Consider the following 18,553-nt stretch of genomic DNA (forward strand, 5'->3'; position numbering starts at 1 on the left):
GGAAAACAGGTAGAATGCCGCCCACGTAACGAGGGTATTGGAAATGGCTTTAGTCGGGCGCTACAACAGTTTGCAAGTGGTAAAACACACTAACTTTGGTTTGTATCTGGATGGTGGTGCGGACGGCGAGATCTTGCTGCCCAATCGTTATATTCCCAAGGATATTCCCAGTGAAGATGAAGACTGGTTGAACGTTTTTGTTTATCTGGACAGTGCCGACAAGTTGATCGCAACTACTGAAAAGCCGAAAGTTCAAGTCGGCGAGTTCGCCAGTCTTAAAGTTGTCGAAGTTAACAGCATCGGGGTATTTCTGGATTGGGGATTGCCCAAGGATCTGTTGCTGCCGTACTCCGAGGAAAAGCGCCAGATGAATGCCGGCGAATACTGCGTGGTGCATGTCTATCTGGACAAGCACACCCGTCGTATCACCGCCACGGCCCGCCTGGACCGCTACCTGGACAAGACCCCCGCCAACTACAAGGTTGGCCAGGAAGTCGACTTGCTGGTGGCCGAGTCCACCGACATGGGCTTCAAGGCCATCATCAATAACAAGCACTGGGGCCTGATTCACAAGAACGAGGTGTTCAAGTTCCTGCGCTCCGGCATGCAAGAGAAAGGTTTCATCAAGGAAGTCCGCGCCGACGGCAAGATCAGCTTGAGCCTGCAACCTGTGGGTGAAGAGGCGGCCACCAGTCTGAACTCGAAGATCCTCGCCAAGTTGCGCGAGAACAATGGCTCCCTGGCGGTCAGCGACAAGAGCGATCCGGCATTGATCAGCAGTTTGTTCGGGGTCAGCAAGGGCAACTTCAAGAAGGCCATCGGTGCGCTCTACAAGCAGGGCCAGATCGTCATTCATGCCGACCGTATCGAACTGAACTGAATCGTCCTTCGCCCCCGACAGTCGAGGTGCATCGTCATTGCCCTTGTGGGGGCGTTCATGTCGTTGAATCAATATGAGGAATGCCCGTGAGTATCGAGCGGCGCAACGCCGATGGCTTTGCCCTGCAGGTGATGCTGGGTTTGTGCCTGATCTGGGGCGTACAGCAGGTCATGATCAAGTGGGCGGCGGCGGACATCGCCCCGGTGATGCAGGCGGCCGCCCGTTCCGGGATTTCGGCGCTGCTGGTGGCCCTGTTGATGTGCTGGAAGGGCGGCTGGTCGCAGATTCCCGGCACCTGGCGCGCCGGTCTGCTGGCCGGCGCCCTGTTCGGCCTGGAGTTTTTGTTCATTGCCGAAGGATTGAAGCTCACCAGTGCCGCGCACATGTCGGTGTTTCTCTACACCGCGCCGATCTTCACTGCCCTGGGGGTCAATTGGCTGCTGCCCAGTGAGCGCTTGCGGCCCTTGCAGTGGCTGGGGATCGTCCTCGCGTTCATTGGCATCAGCATTGCCTTTGCCGGTGGCATCTCCCTCGACAACCTGGACTGGCGCATGCTCCTGGGCGACCTGCTGGGGTTGCTGGCCGGGCTGGCCTGGGGGGCAACCACGGTGGTGGTACGAGCTTCACGGCTGTCGGAAGCGCCTGCCACCCTGACCCTGTTCTATCAGCTGATCGTCGGGTTTGTCGGCCTGCTGCTGATTGCCGTGCTCAGCGGTCAGGTGACCCAGGTCAGCCTGACCCCGGTGGCGGTGGCCAGCGTGCTGTTCCAGGGGCTGGTGGTGTCGTTTTTCAGCTACCTGACCTGGTTCTGGCTGCTGCGTCGCTATCTGGCGGCAAATCTGGCGGTGTTTTCCTTCATGACGCCGATGTTCGGCGTGACCTTCGGCGTACTGTTGCTGGGTGAGCCGCTGAGCCTCAACTTTGTGCTCGGTGCCATGCTGGTACTGCTGGGCATCACCTTCGTCAGCGCCGAGCAATGGTTGCGTCGACGCATCCGGCGCTGGCTGTAGCCGCCGACCTCACGAGACTGCCGGGCAACGTGGCGCTGCCAGCGGCTGCGTCCACAACAAGCTGCCGCCGAGCAGTAAGCCGCAGCCTGCGACCACCAGCGCCGGTTGCAGATCGCCGTTGAAATGACTGCTCAGGGCCGCCAGCAATGGACCGCTTAACTGACCCATGGCGAAGCAGGCGGTCAGCAACCCGGCATTGCGCTGGGCCGACTGTGGTGCCAGTTCCCGTGAGCGCTGCATGACCAGTTGCATGCAGGCCAGGAATGGCGTGCCGCACAGCAGCACTCCCAGCACCAGTCCCAGGCCACTGCCCAGCAGGCAAGCGAAGACCCCCGCGGCCTGCAGCCATAGGGTCGCCATCAGCCAGTGGCGAGTGCTGTCCGGGCGTTGTCGGCGCAGGCTGACCAGGGCTACTCCCAGGGCGGCGGCCAGGCCGAAGCCGGGCCAGAACAGATCGGCTTGCCACTGGCCGTGAAAGCGCGCGCTGGCCATCTGCGAGAGAAAGGTTGCGGGGATGATGTAGCCCACGCCGTACAGGCCGTAGACCAGCCCGAGGCGGCCCACGCTCTGCTGATTTTCCGCGATCGGCTGTGGGACGAGCCGCTGGCTGCTGGAAGTCCGGGGCAGGATCGGCAGGATCGCCAGCAACATCAACAAGGCCACGGCGCCATACAGCAGCCACAGGTTGGCCGAGCTCTGCCCCAGCAGATTGGCGCCCAGGGCCAGCAGCCCGGTGAGCATGATCCCCAGCCCCGGGCCGGCGAACACCAGGGCGCCCAGGCGTGGCCGACCCGCCGCCAGGGCCAGGGGCTGGCTCAGGGCCGTGATCATCACCAGCACCCAGGCACTGGCCAGGCCCGTGCCGAAGCGCAGCACCAGATGCGGCCAGAAGCCCTGGGCCCAGAACGAGGTCAGGGTCAGCAGTACGCACAACCACAGGCCGCTCAACAGGCGCAGGCGTACCTGGGCCGGGCGCCGGGCGAACATGGCGTCCAGAGCGCCGACGAAATAGCCCAGGTAGTTGGCGGCGGCGATCAGTCCGGCGGCGGTCAGGTCGACCTGGCCTTCGCTGATCAGGTGCGGCAACTGTGGCGTCAGGGCGAAGCGGCCAATGCCCATGGCCATCATCAAGGCAATGAAACTGGCAAGCAGGCGCAGCAGGGGGGACATGGCGGTCTTCCATCGGCAAGGACAATGACCGTCAGGCTAGGGCGGATTGACTTTCCTTAAAAATGAATAATAGTGAGAAACTTGTTCAGTTTTGGAGAAGATCATGGAGTTCAGCCAACTGCGTATTTTCCAGGCTGTGGCCGAGGAGGGGTCCATTACCCGGGCCGCCGAGCGCCTGCACCGGGTGCCGTCGAATCTCTCGACCCGGCTCAAGCAACTGGAGGAGCAGTTGGGTGTCGAGCTGTTTCTGCGTGAGCGCCAGCGCTTGCAACTGTCACCGGCGGGCAAGGTGCTGCTCGATTACGCCGCGCGGCTGTTCGCCCTGCACGACGAAGCTCATGCCGCGGTGCAAGGCGGTCAGCCGGCCGGGGATTTCGTCCTCGGCACCATGTACAGCACCGCGGCCATTCATCTGCCGGCGCTGCTGGCGCGCTATCACCGGACCTATCCGGCGGTGAATCTGCAGGTGCAGTCCGGGCCCAGCGGCGAGTTGCTCGAAGGCTTGCTCACCGGACGCCTGGACGCGGCCCTGGTGGATGGCCCCCTGGAGCTGGCGGGGCTGGATGGCGTGCCGTTGTGCGATGAAACCCTGGTACTGATCAGTGAGGCCGATCACCCTCCAGTGCGTACTGCCCGGGATGTGGAGGGCCGGGCGGTGTTCACCTTTCGTCAGGGCTGCTCCTATCGCATGCGCCTGGAGTCCTGGTTTGCCCACTATCACGCAGCCATGGGCCGGGCCATGGAGATCGAGTCCTATCAGGGCATGCTGGCCTGCGTGATTGCCGGTTCCGGGGTGGCGCTGATGGCCCAGTCGATGCTCGACAGCCTCCCGGGGCGTGAAAGCGTGGCGGTGCATGCTTTGGCCGAGCCGTTTGCCCACACCACCACCTGGCTGATGTGGCGCAAGGGCATGCTGGGGGCCAACCTCAATGCCTGGATCGAACTGCAGCAGGGCGCCTTCGGGCACCAGGTGCCGCTGCTGAGGGCCAATGGCTGAATAGCCTTGGCCGATTCGTCTCAATCCAGTAACAGTTCATTGCGATTGCGAGGCAGCGCGCGGGATAAGTTAGGACTATTATCTGCTTGAAGCGGCGCAGTACCGCCGCTCGGCACGACCCTGAGGGGGCACTATGAAAGACAAACTGCAAAGCTGGCTTCACGACCTTGGCGTCGCTTTGGGCCTGATCGAGCCGCCGCTGCAACCGGTGCCGATTCCTACCGACGAAGAGCTGCGGCGCCGCCAGCAACGTCGCCGTTGAGCTTGCCGCGAGTGCGGAGTGCAGACTCCGTCTCGCGCCTGGTTTTTCCCATCGCAAGACTTTGGGCCTGATCCCGGGGTATGCGCGGTAATCTCTATAGTTACACTCCACGGCCTCGCGTCTGCAGCACTCAGCTGCGTTGCCTGGGCACTTTCTTGCGGGCGAAAAAAAACGGGTGCGGCCACCGACGCCGCACCCGTCGAAGAAAAAGCTTCAGGCGTCCGACTTCAGGTCAGATCGTGCTGGCCAGCGGTGCCGGGCGACGAGAGAGCAGGCTCACCGCGACGAAACTCACCAGGCCTACGGCCAGGCTGTAATAGATCGGGGTGTTGGCGTCCAGGCCGTCCTTGAACATGAAGAACAGCGCCGTGATGAACCCCAGGGACATGCTGGTAATGGCTCCGGCGGTGGTGGCGCGTTTCCAGTAGATGGCCCCTATCAGTGGAATCAGCATGCCGCCCACCAGCAGGTTGTAGGCCAGGGTCAGGGCGCTGATCACGTCACTCACCACCAGGGCGATGCCCAGCACCACGATGCCCAGCAGCAGGGTCGCAATACGGTTTTCATGGACGTCTCCGTTGCCGCTCTGACGACCACCACGCAGGCGTGGCAGCAGGTCCTGGGTCACGGTGGTGGAGGCGGCCAGCAGGCCGGCGCTGGCGGTGGACATCAGGGCAGCCAGTGCGGCGGCGATGACCAGGCCGCGGATGCCGTTGGGCAGGCTGGTCTGGACGATGCTGGCGAAGGCGTTGTTGACGTTGTCCAGGTCCGGCAGCAGCACCTTGGCGGCCATACCGATCAAGGCGCCGGCCAATCCGTAGAGCACGCAGTAGAGGCCGGCCGCGGTTCCGGCGATTTTCGCAACGCCTTCACTGCGGGCGGTGAACACCCGCTGCCAGATGTCCTGGCCGATGAAGATGCCGAAGAAGTAGATCAGGAAGTAGGTGAGGATGGTGTCCCAGCCGATGGCGGTGAAGTCGAAATAGCTGGCTGGCAACTTGGCCACCAGGCTATCCCAGCCGCCGGCGTCGACGATGGACAGCGGCATCAGCAGGAACACCAGGCCAATGGTCATGATCAGGAACTGCACGATGTCGGTCAGGGTCAGCGACCACATGCCGCCGATGGTCGAATAGAGCACCACCACACCACCGCCCACCAGGATCGATACCCAGAACGGCAAGCCGAACAGCACCTGCATCACGGTGCCTATGGCAATGGTCGAGGTGGCCCCGATCATCAGCGCATAGACCAGCATGATCAGTCCGCTGGCATGGCGTGCCGCGGGGTTGTAGCGGCGCTCCAGCACTTGGGTGACGGTATAGATCTTCAGTTTCAGCAAGGGTTTGGCCAGGAACAGGCTGAGTCCGACGATGCCCAGGCCGATGGCGCCACAGAGCCAGAAGCCGGAAATGCCGTGGACGTAGCCCAGGCGCACGGTGCCGATGGTCGAGGCGCCGCCCAATACGGTGGCCGCCATGGTGCCCAGGTAAAAGCCCGGCCCGAGGTTGCGGCCGGCTACCAGATAGTCGTCACGGGTCTTGGCCCGGCGCATGCCGTACCACCCCAGGGTGATCATGCCGGCGGCATAGATCAGTACTACGAGAATGTCCAAGCCCATGTTCGGGTCCTCAAAAGCAAATTGTTATTGTTGTTGCCAGCCGCGGATGCGGACGGCCAACCGTTCGACCGGTGGCGACCGGTCTGTCGCAAGAGCTGCGGTTGCTGGGCAGTTCAGGCCAAGGGCGGCCTGTTTCGAGAGAGGTCGTACAGGGTGCTGCAGCGCGGGGCGGGGATCTGTGTGTCCCCGTTGTTCATGTGCTTGAGGCGGTGTTCTTTATTGTTATTCATGATCTGCTCCGATCACGTTGGCTAAGGTGTTGCGCTCCTTTGCATGACGGATCCATGGCCGCGCTCGTGCTTGAGCGCGGCACCAGCCCTCCCAGGGCCGGGACTCAGCGGTGGGCCACGCCGGGCAGCACGCAGAGCATTTCGTACAAAAGGTTGGCGCCCAGCAGCGAGGTGTTGCCGGTGGTGTCGTAAGGTGGCGAAACCTCCACCAGATCGCAGCCCACCAGGTCCAGGCCCTGGCAGCCACGGACGATCTCGATGGCCTGGATGGTGGTCAGGCCGCCGATTTCCGGAGTGCCGGTGCCCGGTGCCCAGGCCGGGTCGATACCGTCGATGTCGAAGCTCAGGTACACCGGGCCGTTGCCGACCTTTTCACGGACCTCGGCCATCAGCGGTTCCAGGGATTTGTGCCAGCACTCTTCGGCCTGGACTACGCGGAAGCCCTGTTTGCGGCTCCAGTTGAAGTCTTCGGCGGTATAGCCCTGGGCACGCAGACCGATCTGTACCACCCGGTCGCAGTCCAGCAGGCCCTCTTCCACGGCGCGGCGGAAGGTGGTGCCGTGGGCGATCTTCTCGCCGAACATGTGGTCGTTGACGTCGGCGTGGGCATCGATGTGCACCAGCCCGACCTTGCCGTGTTTCTTGTGGATGGCCCGCAGGATCGGCAGGGTGATGGTGTGGTCGCCGCCCAGGGTCAGGGGAATCACGTTGTGTTCGAGGATGCCGTCGTAGGCTTCTTCGATGATGCGTACCGCGTCCAGCAGGTTGAAGGTGTTGATCGCCACATCGCCAATATCGGCCACCGACAGCGAGTCGAACGGGGCGGCACCGGTGGCCATGTTGTAGGGGCGGATCATCACCGATTCGGCGCGGATTTCCCGCGGGCCGAAACGGGTGCCGGCGCGCAGCGAGGTGCCGATGTCCAATGGCACGCCGACGAAGGCCGCGTCCAGGCCGGCAGCGGATTGCAGATGGGGAAGACGCATCATGGTGGCGATGCCGCCGAAGCGCGGCATTTCGTTGCCGCCCAGTGGTTGGTGGAGAATCTTGTCCACGGGATAGGCCTCATCGTTGTTTTATATTTATGAGGTTGCGGGCGCAGCAGGTGCCGCCCGTTCAACCGAGTGGGCCGATTCTGCGAAATGTAGTGCGGGGAAAGAATCGCTACGGACAAATACTTAGTTCAGATTTTTCTAAACTAATGATCGGGGCCGCGCTAGACTCCCGCGCTGCTGCCAATGCCCTGCGGGGCGCAGCAGTCTGCCCCCGCCCGGTGCTACAAGCAGTGTTATTCAGGTAACGGGGGCGATTGAAAGTGGGCATGGACGGCATCGAGGCTGCTTCATCGCACGGCGTGAGCACGCGCACTTGTCACAGGGAAGTGGTCGTTTTGCCTGTTATCGGAGCCTGTCATGGCCAACGCTTTACCTGATCTGAAACTATTGCGCATCTTCGTCAGCGTGGTGCGCCATCAGGGGTTCGCCAATGCCCAGCACGAGCTCAACCTCTCGACGTCGGCCATCAGCACCTACATGAGCCAGCTGGAAGCCTTCCTGGGGCTGGTTCTCTGTCACCGTGGCCGGGGTGGATTCAGCCTGACCAGCAAGGGCGAGCTGTTCCACCAGGAAACCTTGCGCCTGCTGGGGGAACTGGAGGGCTTCGAGCAGTACGCGGCCGCCCTCAAGGGCGAGTTGCGCGGCACCCTGAACCTGGGAGTGATCGACTCCACCGTCAGCGACAAGGCTTTGCCGTTCGCCGAGGCCATCGGTGCCTACAGTCAGGAGCATCCGGCGGTGCATTTGCACCTGTCGGTGATGAGCCCGCACGAGCTGCAACTGGGGGTGCAGGACAACCGCCTGGACCTGGCCATCGGTGCCTTTTCCACACGCATGAGCGGCCTGGTGTACATGCCGCTGTACCGTGAGCAGCACTGGCTGTACTGCAGCAACCGGCATCCGCTGTACAGCGAGCGGCGCATTCCCGAGCAGGTCATCACCCAGCAGCGCATGGTGGGTCGCGGCTACTGGAGCCAGGCCGAGCTGGCCCGTCACGGCTTCAAGCACAGCGCGGCGACCGTGGAAAGCATGGAGGCGCAGTTGATCCTGGTGTTGTCCGGGGCCTACATCGGCTACCTGCCGGAACATTACGCCCAGGCCTGGGCCGACAAGGGGGATCTGCGGGTGCTGCTGCCGGCGACCTTCGGTTATCAGGCGCCGTTCTCCATGATCATGCGCCGTGGCCGGGGCCGTGAGCCGCTGATCCAGACCTTCCGCGACCTGCTCAAGGCTCAGCTCAATCAGTCATAAGGAATCTCCATGTCCCGAGCACGCTGCGAGCGTTGCCTGCGCCCTGAGGGCCACTGTCTATGCCCACTGATACCGCGGCTGCCCAGTCGCACCCGGGTGCTGCTGTTGCAGCATCCCAGCGAGGTCAACCATGCCCTGAACACGGCGCGACTGGCAGCGCTGGGGTTGAGTAACGCCGAGTTGGTGGTTGGCGAGGTGTTCGAGGACTTGCCGGCGCTGCTCGCCCAGCCCGGATACCGGGCCTGTTTGCTGTTCCCGGCGGATGATGCCCAGCCATTGCAGGCCTACGCCGAGACGGATGAGCCGCTGCTGCTGGTGGTGCCCGACGGCACCTGGCGCAAGGCGCGCAAGCTGTTGCACCTCAATCCGCTGCTGGCGGCCCTGCCGCGAGTGACCCTGGCCGCTGCGACGCCTTCGCGCTATCGCCTGCGCAAGGCCCCGGGGCCGGGTGCGCTGTCGACCCTGGAAGCCATTGTCCAGGCGTTGCAGGTGCTGGAGGCACCGACCTCCTTCGAGCCCTTGCTGCGCCCCTTCGAGGCCTTGATCGAAGGGCAGATCGCCGCGATGGGCGAAGACACCTACCAACGCAATCACAGCGCCAAACCCTGAGTTTTTTCTGTAGGAGCGGGCTTGCCCGCGAAAGCACTCTCAAGTCTGCTGCACAGTCAGAGGGCCTCTTCGCCGGCAAGCCGGCTCCTACGTACGCTGCAGTCAGCGTTCGCGCATGGCTTCGGTGCGGGCCTTGAGCACGGGCTTGAGCAGGTAGTCCAGCACGCTTTTCTCGCCGGTGATGATGTCCACCGTCGCCACCATGCCGGGGATGATCAGCAGGGGATTGGTGTCGCCCCCCAGGTGGTTCTTGTCGGTGCGCACCTGGATCAGATAAAAGCTGTTGCCCTTGTCGTCGGTGATGGTGTCGGCGCCGATCAGCTCCAGCTTGGCGCTCAGGCCGCCGTAGATGGTGTAGTCGTAGGCGCTGAACTTGACCATGGCTTTCTGTCCTGGGTGCAGGAAGGCCACGTCCTGAGGCCGGACCTTGGCCTCGATCAGCAGGTTGTCTTCCATGGGCACGATTTCCACCAGGTCGCTGCCGGGCTGGACCACGCCGCCGATGGTGTTGACCTTGAGCTGCTTGATCACACCGTGCACCGGCGATACCACCGTGGTGCGGTTGACCCGGTCATCGATGGCGATCCCCGACGCGGTGATCTTCGACAGGTCGGTGCGTTTGGCGTTGAGCTCCTTGGCGGCATCGGAGCGGAAGGTCTGCACCGATTCGTCGATCTTGCTCTTGATTTCGTTGATGGCCGATTCGGCCCGTGGAATGGCCAGGGTGGTGGCGTCCAGGGAGCCGCGAATCTCCACCGCGCTGCGCTTGAGCCGCAGGATCTCCACCGGTGACACGGCGCCGGTGCCCACCAGCGGTGTCGACATGTTCATCTCTTGATTGAGCAGGGCCAGGCTGGAGCTGTATTGCCCCTGCTTGGAGCGAAACTCCGCCAGTTCCTGGGTCTTCTGCCGCAGCTGTTCGCTGAGGGTGCGCTGCTCGCTGGCCAGGCGTCGCTGGCGCTGGTCGTACAGCGCGCGCTCGTCCTCCGCCACTTGCGGCGCCTTGCTCAGCACTTCGGCGGACGGGCTGAAGGGCTTGCCCTCGGCTTCGGCGGACAGTCGCTCGACCTGGGCCATCAAGGCGAAGCGATCAGCCTCGCTCTCGCCCTTGTTCGAGCGGAAGCGTGTGTCATCCAGGCGCAGCAGGGTCTGGCCCTTGTCCACCATCTGCCCTTCGCGGACGAAGATCTCGGTGACAATGCCGCCTTCCAGGTTCTGGATCACCTGGACCTTGCTCGAAGGAATGGCCTTGCCTTCGCCCATGGTGACTTCCTGGAGCACCGCGAACCTGGCCCATACCAGGGCACAGAGGATCAGCGCGGCGGCGATCCAGACCGTCAGCCGTGATCCGCGGGGCGAGTCCTGCAAGGAGGCGCCGACTGTTTCCGGCATGAATTCGCTTTCCGCGCTGCGGCGAAAGCTGCCCAGGTAACCCCGGGGCGACGATGGTGTAGACATGCTCGGCACTCCTAGACGGCTGCAGAGCCGACACGGCCCTTGCGCAGTGCATCGATAACCGCGTCTTTCGGTCCGTCGGCGACGATCCGCCCTTCGTCCAGAACCACCAGGCGGTCCACCAGGCTGAGCATCGAAGTGCGGTGGGTCACCAGCAGCAGAGTCTTGCCCTGGACCTTGGCGTGCAGTTGCTGACGCAGAGCGTCCTCGCTGCTGTTGTCCATGGCACTGGTGGGTTCGTCCAGCAGCAGGATCGGCGGGTCCAGCAGCAGGGCCCGGGCCAGCAGCACCGCCTGGCGCTGGCCGCCGGACAGTAGTTGCCCGCGTTCACCGACCGGTCGGTCGAAGCCTTGGGGGTGCTGGCGGGCCAGTTCGGTGACCCCGGTGAGCTCAGCGACTTCGAGCATTCGGGCGTCGCTGATGTAGCGTGCGCCCAGGGTCAGGTTGTCCCGCAGGCTGCCGGCCAGCAGTGGCAGGTCATGGGCGACGTAGCCGGTCTGCTGACGCAGGTCGGCCACGTCCAGTTGCCGCAGGTCCAGGCCGTCCAGCAGCAGTTGGCCTTCCTCCGGGGCGAGAAAGCCCATCAACAGCCGGGCCAGGGTGCTTTTCCCCGAGCCGCTGCGGCCGATGATGCCGACCCGCTCTCCGGGCTTGAGGCTGAAACTGATGTTGTTCAGCGCCGGGGTGCTCTGCCCGGGGTAGCGAAAGCTCACTCGGCTGACTTCCAGGGCGCCTTGCAACTGGGTGCGCTCCAGAGGCCGCTGACGGGCATCGCGTTCCTGGGGCAGGGCCATCAGCGCGTCGGTGCTGCGCATGGTCAACTGCGCCTGCTGGTAGCGGGTGATCAGCCCGGCGATCTGTCCCAATGGCGCCAGGACCCGGCTGCCGAGCATGTAGCTGGCCACCAGGGCGCCGACGCTGAGGTTGCCGGCGATGATGCTGTAGACCCCGGCGACGATGGTGGCCATGCCGGACAACTGCTGAATGAACAGGGTGCCGTTGGTGGCCAGGGCCGAGAGGTTGCGGGCATGACTGTCGAGGCGGGTCAGGGCGCCGTGGGTGCTTTCCCACTTGTGCTGGCGTTCGCTTTCGGCGCTGCAGGCCTTGAGGGTTTCCAGGCCGCCGAGGGTCTCGATCAACAGCGCCTGACGTTCGGCGCCCAGGGCCAGGCTTTTTTGCACGGTGTCGCGCAGGCGCACCTGGATCAGCATGGCGAAGACGATGGTGATGGGGAATGCCAGTATCGGGATCACCACCAGCCAGCCCCCGAGCAGGCCGATCACCATCAGCATCAGCAGGGCGAAGGGCAGGTCGATCAGGCTGGTCAGGGTCACGGCCGTGAGGAACTCCCGCAGGCCCTGGAAGTCGTGGATGCTTTGGGCAAAGCCGCCGATGGTGGCGGGGCGGGCCTTCATGTTCATGCCGGTGATGCGTTCGAACAGGGTGGCGGAGAGGATCACGTCGGTCTTTTTCCCGGCCTGATCCAGCAGGTGGGCCCGCACCACCCGCAACACCAGTTCGAAGCCGGTGCCCAGCAGCAGCCCAAGGGTAAGAACCCAGAGCGTCGAGGTGGCCTGGTTGGGCACCACGCGGTCGTAGGTCTGCATCACGAACAGCGGCACCATCAGGCCCAGCAGGTTGATCAGCAAGCTGGCGAGAATGGCGTCGCTGTAGAGCCAGCGAGAGAGCTTCAGGGTGTCGCGAAACCAGGCTTCGACCCTGGGCACCAGGGGGCTGCGCAGGTCTTCGAGTTCATGGCGGGGGCGGGCGAACAGGGCCTGGCCGCTGTATTCCCGGGCCAGTTCCTCGCGGCTGACCCACTGCTCGCCCCCTTCGGCCTCGCTGGGCAGAAGCAGGGCCTGGCCATCCTCGCCCCAGCGCCTGAGCACCGCGCACCGGCCGTGGTGGAGGATCAGCAGCACCGGCAGGTTGAGGGCGGAAATCGCCCCCAGTTCCCGGCGCAGCAGGCGTGCCTGCAAACTGGCCCGGGCCGCGGCCCGGGGCAACAGGTCGAGGCTCAGGCGTTGCTTGTCCAGGGGCAAGCCTGCGCTGAGGCTGCCCCGGCTGACGTTGCATCCGTGGAGTCGGCACAGGATCAGCAATCCGTCCAACAGCGGATCATCGAAGCTGGCACGCGGATCGGCGTGCTGGCTCCCGGGTTCGAGGCTGGTCAAATCGAGTCCTCCACGGCACTACTTCATATCCGGCAGGCGTGCCTCGCTTTTCACTTCGCTCTGGGCGATGGCTTCGGCCGGCACCACGACTTTTTCCTTGTTCAGCAGCTCGCCCATGTTGGCCAGGACCCGGTACATGGAGAACTCTTCGGTGTAGCGCACTTCGGTGTAGCGGCGGTTGGCGTTGTACAGTTCGTTTTCACTGTCCAGCAGGTCGAGCAGGGTGCGTTGGCCGAGGCCAAACTGGTCCTGGTAGGCGGCCCGCACCCGGGTGGTGGTTTCTGCATATTCCCGGGCGGTGGGGGTCTGTTTCTTGGCGTTGAGCATGGCGTTCCAGGCCAGGGTGAGGTTTTCGTTGAGCATGCGCAGGGCGTTGTTGCGGATGTCCATGGCCTGGTTGATCTTGTGCGCGTCGGACTGCAGGCGGGCCTTGTCACTGCCGCCGCGGAACAGGTTGTAGTTCATGATCACCCCGATCCGCCATTCGTTGTCATGGCCCAGGTCGCCCCGCACGTTGTCGTTGGCGTTGACTGCGGCCTCGGCGTCAAAGCGTGGATAGAAGGGGGACTTGGCCACTTCGTACTGGCTCTCCGCCGCCTGGATGTCGGCCTGGGCGGATTTCAGGTAGGGGTTGTTCAGCAGCATGCTCTGCTTGGCGTCGTTGAGGTTCTGCGGGATTTCGCCGCGGATCGACGGCAGGCTTTCCAGCTCATCGGGCAGGCGTCCCACCGCGCTGTAGAAGTTGGCCTCGGCATCGGCCAGGTCGACCTGGGCGGTGTCGTAGTTGTTTTCCGCCAGGGCACGCCGGGCCTTGGACTGGTCGAGGTCGGCGTTACTGCCCACGCCCTGCTGGCTGCGCAGGCCGATCTGGTCGTTGACCCGCAGGTGGGCCTGCAGGTTGTTCTTGGCCAGGGTCACCAGTTCACGGCGCTTGAGCACCTCCAGGTACACCTCGATGGTGCGCAGGGCGAGGCTTTCGGCGGTGCCGCGGGTGTAGTAGGCACGGGAGTTGACCACCGACCGGGTGCGGCCCACTTCATTGGTGGTGTTGAAACCGTCGAAGAGCATCTGCCGCAGGCGCAGTTCCGACTGGGTGTAATTCAGAGTCTCGGTGTTGTGGTTGCCGGTGCCGCGCGCCACGCCGTAGCCGCGGGTGGTGGTGTTGTCGCTGTAGCCGCGGCCGTAGCCGGCATTGAGATCCAGGCTGGGATAGAAGCCACCCTTGGCCACCTTCACATCTTCATCGGCGGACAGCCGGTTGTTCTGGCTGGCGCGAAGCTCAGGGTGGTTGTCCAGAGTGCTCTGGATCGCTTCAGTCAAGGACATGGCCTGAGCCGGGCTGGCGCAGATTGAAGCCAGAAGAACTGCACCGCTGAGGGGGGTGAAAACGCGCATGGGTGTCTCTCCCTGATCCAGTGAAACAATGGGCTAGTCAAAAACTTGACTTAAAAATTGAGGTTTAACCGTTTCATCTTGTTTACAACAGAGCTAAGAACATCCAGAAGCATAGTTAAGAAAAAAAATTCATAACTTTTATGCCAAAAAAAACTTATGCAGGTTTGTAAAAGCAAGACATTGTTCCAATCGCAGACCCCGGATTTTCAGGTGTTGAGGCATTTTCTGGAGTGTCTGGGGAGGTTCAAATTTCAGGTGGTTCAGGGCGGGGAAGTGGTTACAAGGAAGGCGTTGTGGAACAGTATTTTGCGGCATTTTTTTGGCGTGGCCGTTTAGGCTGTTCCGCACAACGGAGTTGGTGAGCGATCCCAAGGTGTACATGCGGCAATTTTGCCCGGCGCCCTGCGGTATCAGCCTTCCAACGGGTTGCAAGGGAGGGCGGGACATCAAGACTGGCGCGCTTCGCCATGGGGGCGGAGCTGCCAGGCACAGGGTCTGTTCAACCACGGGTTAACGCTGTCTGCACTGCCGCTAGCAAGCGGATGTCGATTGCTCTCGGCATCGGAGGAGTGCACATGGCAACGTTAATCGGCATTGTGACCAGGGTGATCGGGCAGGTTTATGCGGTAGCGGCGGATGGCGCCCGCCGGGTCCTGGTGGAAGGGGACCGGCTGTTTGTCGGTGAGCAGTTGGTCACTGGAGCCGAAGGTGCGGTGGCGGTGCATCTGCAAAATGGCCAGGACCTGACCCTGGGTCGTGACAGCACTCAGCAACTGACGGCGCAATGGCTGGACCAGCAAGCCCCCCATGTCGATACCCCGCAAGCGCCGGCGCCCAGTGATGCGCAACTGAGCGATGTCCAACAACTGCAAAAGGCCATCGCCGCCGGTGATGACCCGACCCAAACTGCCGAAGCCACTGCTGCTGGGCCCACCGCTGCCGGTGGTGCGCCGGGCGCCCAGGGCGGCGGTCACAGCTTCGTCCTGCTGGAAGAGGTCGGTGGCCGAGTCGAGCCGGTGATCGGCTTTCCGACAGCCGGCTTCAATGGCATTCCCGAGTTTGTCCCTGAACGCCTCGATGGTCTGGTGACGCTCAACGGTGCGGCCCCCAATAACCCTGTGAGCCTGAGTGGGCTTTCGGTGGAGGGCGGCGAACTGACGGTCAATGAAGCCAACCTGGAGCAGGGTTCGGCAAGCAACCCGGCGGCCCTGACCCAGAGTGGCAGCTTCAGCGTCTCGGCCCCGGATGGGCTGCTCAGCCTGAATGTCGGTGGCATCAATGTGGTCAGCGGCGGTGTCGTGGCGGCTTTTGCGCAATCCATCGCCACTGGTCTGGGCAATACCCTGACCATCACCGGCTTCAACGCGGCCACCGGGGTGGTCAGCTACAGCTACACCCTCAATGGCAATGACCTGCACTCCGCAGGTGGGGGCGCCAACAGCCTGAGCGAGCAGTTCACTGTGGTCGCCATCGACAGCAATGGCGACTCGGCCAGCAACACCCTTGACGTCAATATCACCGACGATGTACCCACGGCAGTCAATGACAACAACCCGGGCACCGCCTCGGAAAGCCAACTGACCCTGAGCGGCAATGTGCTGAGCAATGATGTGCAGGGCGCCGACCGAGTGGCTGCCGGACCTGTTACCGCCGGCACCTTCAATGGCACCTACGGCACCTTGGTGCTGGCGGCGGATGGCTCCTACACCTACACCGTTCACCCCACTGATCCCGCCTTCCTGGCGCTCAAGGGCGGCGGTAATGGCACTGAAACCTTCGCCTACACCCTGACCGATGCCGATGGCGACGCCAGCACCGCCAACCTGGTGCTGCAGGTGCACAACAATGATGATCCGGTACTGCTGCGAGGCTTGGAGGTCGAGGGGGCCGAGCTCACCGTCTATGAGAAGAACCTGACCATAGGCAGCAATCCGGATACCCCGGCCCTGACCCAGACAGGCACCTTCACTGTGACCGCTTTGGACGGTCTGCAAACCTTGAGCGTCGGCGGTATCACCGTGGTCAGTGGCGGCGTACCGGCGGGTTTCCCGCAAAGCGTCACCACTGGCCTGGGCAATACCCTGACCATCACCGGTTTCAACCTGGCCAGCGGAGAAGTCAGCTACAGCTACACCCTCAACGGTAACGATGCCCATCCGACGGCCAACGGCGCCAACAGCCTCAGCGAGCATTTCAGTGTGCTGGCCACTGACGTGGACGGCAGCAGCGCCAGTGGCTCCCTGGATGTGAACGTGGTGGACGACCTGCCCACGGCGGTCAACGACAGCAATCCCGGGACCGCTTCGGAAAGCTTGTTGAGCCTGACTGGCAATGTGCTGGGCAACGACGTGCAGGGCGCCGACCGGGTGGCTTCCGGGCCGATCACGGCTGGCACCTTCAGCGGAACCTACGGCACCCTGGTACTGGCGGCGGATGGTTCCTACACCTACACCCTGCATCCCACCGATCCGGCGTTCCTGGCGCTGGGCGGTGGCGGCAATGGTAGCGACACCTTCACCTACACCCTGACCGACTCCGATGGCGACCCGAGCACGGCGAGCCTGGTGCTGCAGGTGCACAACAATGATGACCCTGTGACCTTGAGCGGCCTGGAGGTCAATGGCGGCGAGCTCACCGTCTACGAGAAGAACCTGACCACCGGCAGCAGCCCGGATACTCCGGCATTGACCCAGAGCGGCACCTTTGCCGTGACGGCCCTTGATGGTCTGCAGAGCCTGAACGTGGGAGGCATCAGCGTGATCAGCGGCGGGGTGGTGGCGGGGTTTCCGCAATCCATTGCCACAGGGTTGGGCAACACCTTGACCGTCACCGGTTATGACGCAGGCACCGGGGTAGTCAGCTACAGCTACACCCTCAACGGTAACGATGCCCATCCGACGGCCAATGGCGCCAACAGCCTCAGCGAACACTTCAGTGTGCTGGCCACTGACGTGGACGGCAGCAGCGCCACGGGGTCGCTGGATGTGAATGTGGTGGACGACCTGCCCACCGCAGTCAACGACAGCAACCCGGGCACGGCCTCGGAGAGCCAGCTGACCCTGACCGGCAACGTGCTGAGCAACGACACCCAAGGTGCAGACCGCGTGCCCAGTGGACCGGTGACTGCCGGTACTTTCAATGGCACCTACGGCACCTTGGTGCTGGCGGCTGATGGCAGTTACACCTACAGCGTGCACACCAGTGATCCGGCTTTCCTGGCGCTCAAGGGCGGGGGCAGTGGCAGTGAAACTTTCACCTACACCTTGACCGACTCCGATGGCGACCCCAGCACCGCCAACCTGGTGTTGCAGGTGCACAACAATGACGATCCGGTGATCTTGAATGGTTTGGAGGTCAACGGTGGCGAACTCACTGTCTACGAAAAAAACCTGACCACCGGCAGCAATCCGGACACTACGTCGCTGACCCAGAGCGGCAGTTTCACCGTGACGGCCTTGGACGGTGTGCAGAGTTTGAGCGTGGGCGGTATCAATGTGGTCAGCGGCGGTGTGGCTGCGGGCTTCCCGCAAAGCGTCACCACCACCCTGGGTAACACCCTGACCATCACTGGCTACAACGCCGGTACCGGCGTTGTCAGTTACAGCTACACCCTCAACGGTAACGATGCCCATCCGACGGCCAACGGCGCCAACAGCCTGAGCGAACACTTCAGCGTGGTGGCTACCGATACCGATGGCAGCAGCGCCACGGGGTCGCTGGATGTGAATGTGGTGGACGACCTGCCCACCGCAGTCAACGACAGCAACCCGGGCACGGCCTCGGAGAGCCAGCTGACCCTGACCGGCAACGTGCTGAGCAACGACACCCAAGGTGCAGACCGCGTGCCCAGTGGACCGGTGACTGCCGGTACTTTCAATGGCACCTACGGCACCTTGGTGCTGGCGGCTGATGGCAGTTACACCTACAGCGTGCACACCAGTGATCCGGCTTTCCTGGCGCTCAAGGGCGGGGGCAGTGGCAGTGAAACTTTCACCTACACCTTGACCGACTCCGATGGCGACCCCAGCACCGCCAACCTGGTGTTGCAGGTGCACAACAATGACGATCCGGTGATCTTGAATGGTTTGGAGGTCAACGGTGGCGAACTCACTGTCTACGAAAAAAACCTGACCACCGGCAGCAATCCGGACACTACGTCGCTGACCCAGAGCGGCAGTTTCACCGTGACGGCCTTGGACGGTGTGCAGAGTTTGAGCGTGGGCGGTATCAATGTGGTCAGCGGCGGTGTGGCTGCGGGCTTCCCGCAAAGCGTCACCACCACCCTGGGTAACACCCTGACCATCACTGGCTACAACGCCGGTACCGGCGTTGTCAGTTACAGCTACACCCTCAACTGTAACGATGCCCATCCGACGGCCAACGGCGCCAACAGCCTGAGCGAACACTTCAGCGTGGTGGCTACCGATACCGATGGCAGCAGCGC

13 protein-coding genes are annotated in these 18,553 nt (G+C 63.1%); 7 read left to right on the forward strand and 6 right to left on the reverse strand.

The window, feature by feature from the left end; all coding sequences use genetic code 11:
- Positions 1–43: 43 nt before the first annotated feature.
- Positions 44–880, forward strand: a complete 837-nt coding sequence (locus DNK59_RS15885) for a S1 RNA-binding domain-containing protein (RefSeq protein WP_092320481.1) — start codon at positions 44–46, stop codon at positions 878–880.
- A gap of 86 nt (positions 881–966) precedes the next feature.
- Positions 967–1,890 carry a DMT family transporter gene (locus DNK59_RS15890; RefSeq protein WP_092320482.1) on the forward strand — a complete coding sequence of 308 codons (924 nt, stop codon included), beginning with the start codon at positions 967–969 and terminating at the stop codon, positions 1,888–1,890.
- Between the two features lie 9 nt (positions 1,891–1,899).
- Here DNK59_RS15890 and DNK59_RS15895 read toward each other — a convergent pair whose 3' ends face one another.
- Positions 1,900–3,060, reverse strand: a complete 1,161-nt coding sequence (locus DNK59_RS15895; RefSeq protein WP_110723799.1) for an MFS transporter — start codon at positions 3,058–3,060, stop codon at positions 1,900–1,902.
- A gap of 103 nt (positions 3,061–3,163) precedes the next feature.
- Between DNK59_RS15895 and DNK59_RS15900 the strand changes: the two genes are divergently transcribed.
- Together DNK59_RS15900 and DNK59_RS32110 are read left to right on the forward strand one after the other, a co-directional pair.
- On the forward strand, positions 3,164–4,057 hold the full coding sequence (locus DNK59_RS15900; RefSeq protein WP_110723814.1) for a LysR family transcriptional regulator: 894 nt from the start codon (positions 3,164–3,166) through the stop codon (positions 4,055–4,057).
- 133 nt (positions 4,058–4,190) lie between these two features.
- A complete protein-coding gene (locus DNK59_RS32110; RefSeq protein ID WP_011059908.1) occupies positions 4,191–4,319 on the forward strand; it encodes a PA1414 family protein in 129 nt (42 codons plus the stop codon).
- A 232-nt stretch (positions 4,320–4,551) separates the two neighbouring features.
- Here the strand turns inward: DNK59_RS32110 and DNK59_RS15905 are convergent, their stop codons facing one another.
- The gene (locus DNK59_RS15905; RefSeq protein WP_092320485.1) at positions 4,552–5,940 is read right to left on the reverse strand and encodes a sodium:solute symporter; all 1,389 of its coding nucleotides are present in this window, start codon (positions 5,938–5,940) and stop codon (positions 4,552–4,554) included.
- A 334-nt stretch (positions 5,941–6,274) separates the two neighbouring features.
- On the reverse strand, positions 6,275–7,225 hold the full coding sequence (speB, locus tag DNK59_RS15910; RefSeq protein ID WP_011059912.1) for an agmatinase: 951 nt from the start codon (positions 7,223–7,225) through the stop codon (positions 6,275–6,277).
- Between the two features lie 357 nt (positions 7,226–7,582).
- Between speB and DNK59_RS15915 the strand changes: the two genes are divergently transcribed.
- Positions 7,583–8,476, forward strand: coding sequence for a LysR family transcriptional regulator (locus tag DNK59_RS15915; RefSeq protein ID WP_110723800.1), 894 nt, complete (start codon positions 7,583–7,585; stop codon positions 8,474–8,476).
- Between the two features lie 9 nt (positions 8,477–8,485).
- Positions 8,486–9,085, forward strand: a complete 600-nt coding sequence (locus DNK59_RS15920; protein ID WP_110723801.1) for a tRNA-uridine aminocarboxypropyltransferase — start codon at positions 8,486–8,488, stop codon at positions 9,083–9,085.
- Positions 9,086–9,187: 102 nt separating this feature from the next.
- Here the strand turns inward: DNK59_RS15920 and DNK59_RS15925 are convergent, their stop codons facing one another.
- The 3 genes from DNK59_RS15925 to DNK59_RS15935 are packed head-to-tail and all read right to left on the reverse strand — an operon-like array spanning position 9,188 to position 14,109.
- The gene (locus tag DNK59_RS15925; protein ID WP_110723802.1) at positions 9,188–10,543 is read right to left on the reverse strand and encodes an HlyD family type I secretion periplasmic adaptor subunit; all 1,356 of its coding nucleotides are present in this window, start codon (positions 10,541–10,543) and stop codon (positions 9,188–9,190) included.
- Positions 10,544–10,554: 11 nt separating this feature from the next.
- Positions 10,555–12,714 carry a type I secretion system permease/ATPase gene (locus tag DNK59_RS15930; protein WP_110723803.1) on the reverse strand — a complete coding sequence of 720 codons (2,160 nt, stop codon included), beginning with the start codon at positions 12,712–12,714 and terminating at the stop codon, positions 10,555–10,557.
- A gap of 18 nt (positions 12,715–12,732) precedes the next feature.
- Complete coding sequence (locus DNK59_RS15935; protein WP_110723804.1) at positions 12,733–14,109, reverse strand: TolC family outer membrane protein; 1,377 nt, start codon at positions 14,107–14,109, stop codon at positions 12,733–12,735.
- A 575-nt stretch (positions 14,110–14,684) separates the two neighbouring features.
- Here DNK59_RS15935 and DNK59_RS15945 point away from each other — a divergent pair.
- Positions 14,685–18,553: retention module-containing protein (locus DNK59_RS15945; RefSeq protein ID WP_146249908.1), on the forward strand; the 3,869-nt coding region annotated here is incomplete at its 3' end.

Origin of the sequence: Pseudomonas sp. TKO26, from assembly GCF_003225665.1 — a bacterium.
GTDB lineage: Bacteria > Pseudomonadota > Gammaproteobacteria > Pseudomonadales > Pseudomonadaceae > Aquipseudomonas > Aquipseudomonas saponiphila.

Bases quoted from the DNA above. Each gene is read 5' to 3' on its own strand.
- DNK59_RS15885 (WP_092320481.1), top strand. From the start codon at position 44: ATGGCTTTAGTCGGGCGCTACAACAGTTTGCAAGTGGTAAAACACACT.
- DNK59_RS15895 (WP_110723799.1), bottom strand. From the start codon at position 3,060: ATGTCCCCCCTGCTGCGCCTGCTTGCCAGTTTCATTGCCTTGATGATG.
- DNK59_RS15900 (WP_110723814.1), top strand. From the start codon at position 3,164: ATGGAGTTCAGCCAACTGCGTATTTTCCAGGCTGTGGCCGAGGAGGGG.
- DNK59_RS32110 (WP_011059908.1), top strand. From the start codon at position 4,191: ATGAAAGACAAACTGCAAAGCTGGCTTCACGACCTTGGCGTCGCTTTG.
- DNK59_RS15905 (WP_092320485.1), bottom strand. From the start codon at position 5,940: ATGGGCTTGGACATTCTCGTAGTACTGATCTATGCCGCCGGCATGATC.
- DNK59_RS15915 (WP_110723800.1), top strand. From the start codon at position 7,583: ATGGCCAACGCTTTACCTGATCTGAAACTATTGCGCATCTTCGTCAGC.
- DNK59_RS15920 (WP_110723801.1), top strand. From the start codon at position 8,486: ATGTCCCGAGCACGCTGCGAGCGTTGCCTGCGCCCTGAGGGCCACTGT.
- DNK59_RS15925 (WP_110723802.1), bottom strand. From the start codon at position 10,543: ATGTCTACACCATCGTCGCCCCGGGGTTACCTGGGCAGCTTTCGCCGC.
- DNK59_RS15935 (WP_110723804.1), bottom strand. From the start codon at position 14,109: ATGCGCGTTTTCACCCCCCTCAGCGGTGCAGTTCTTCTGGCTTCAATC.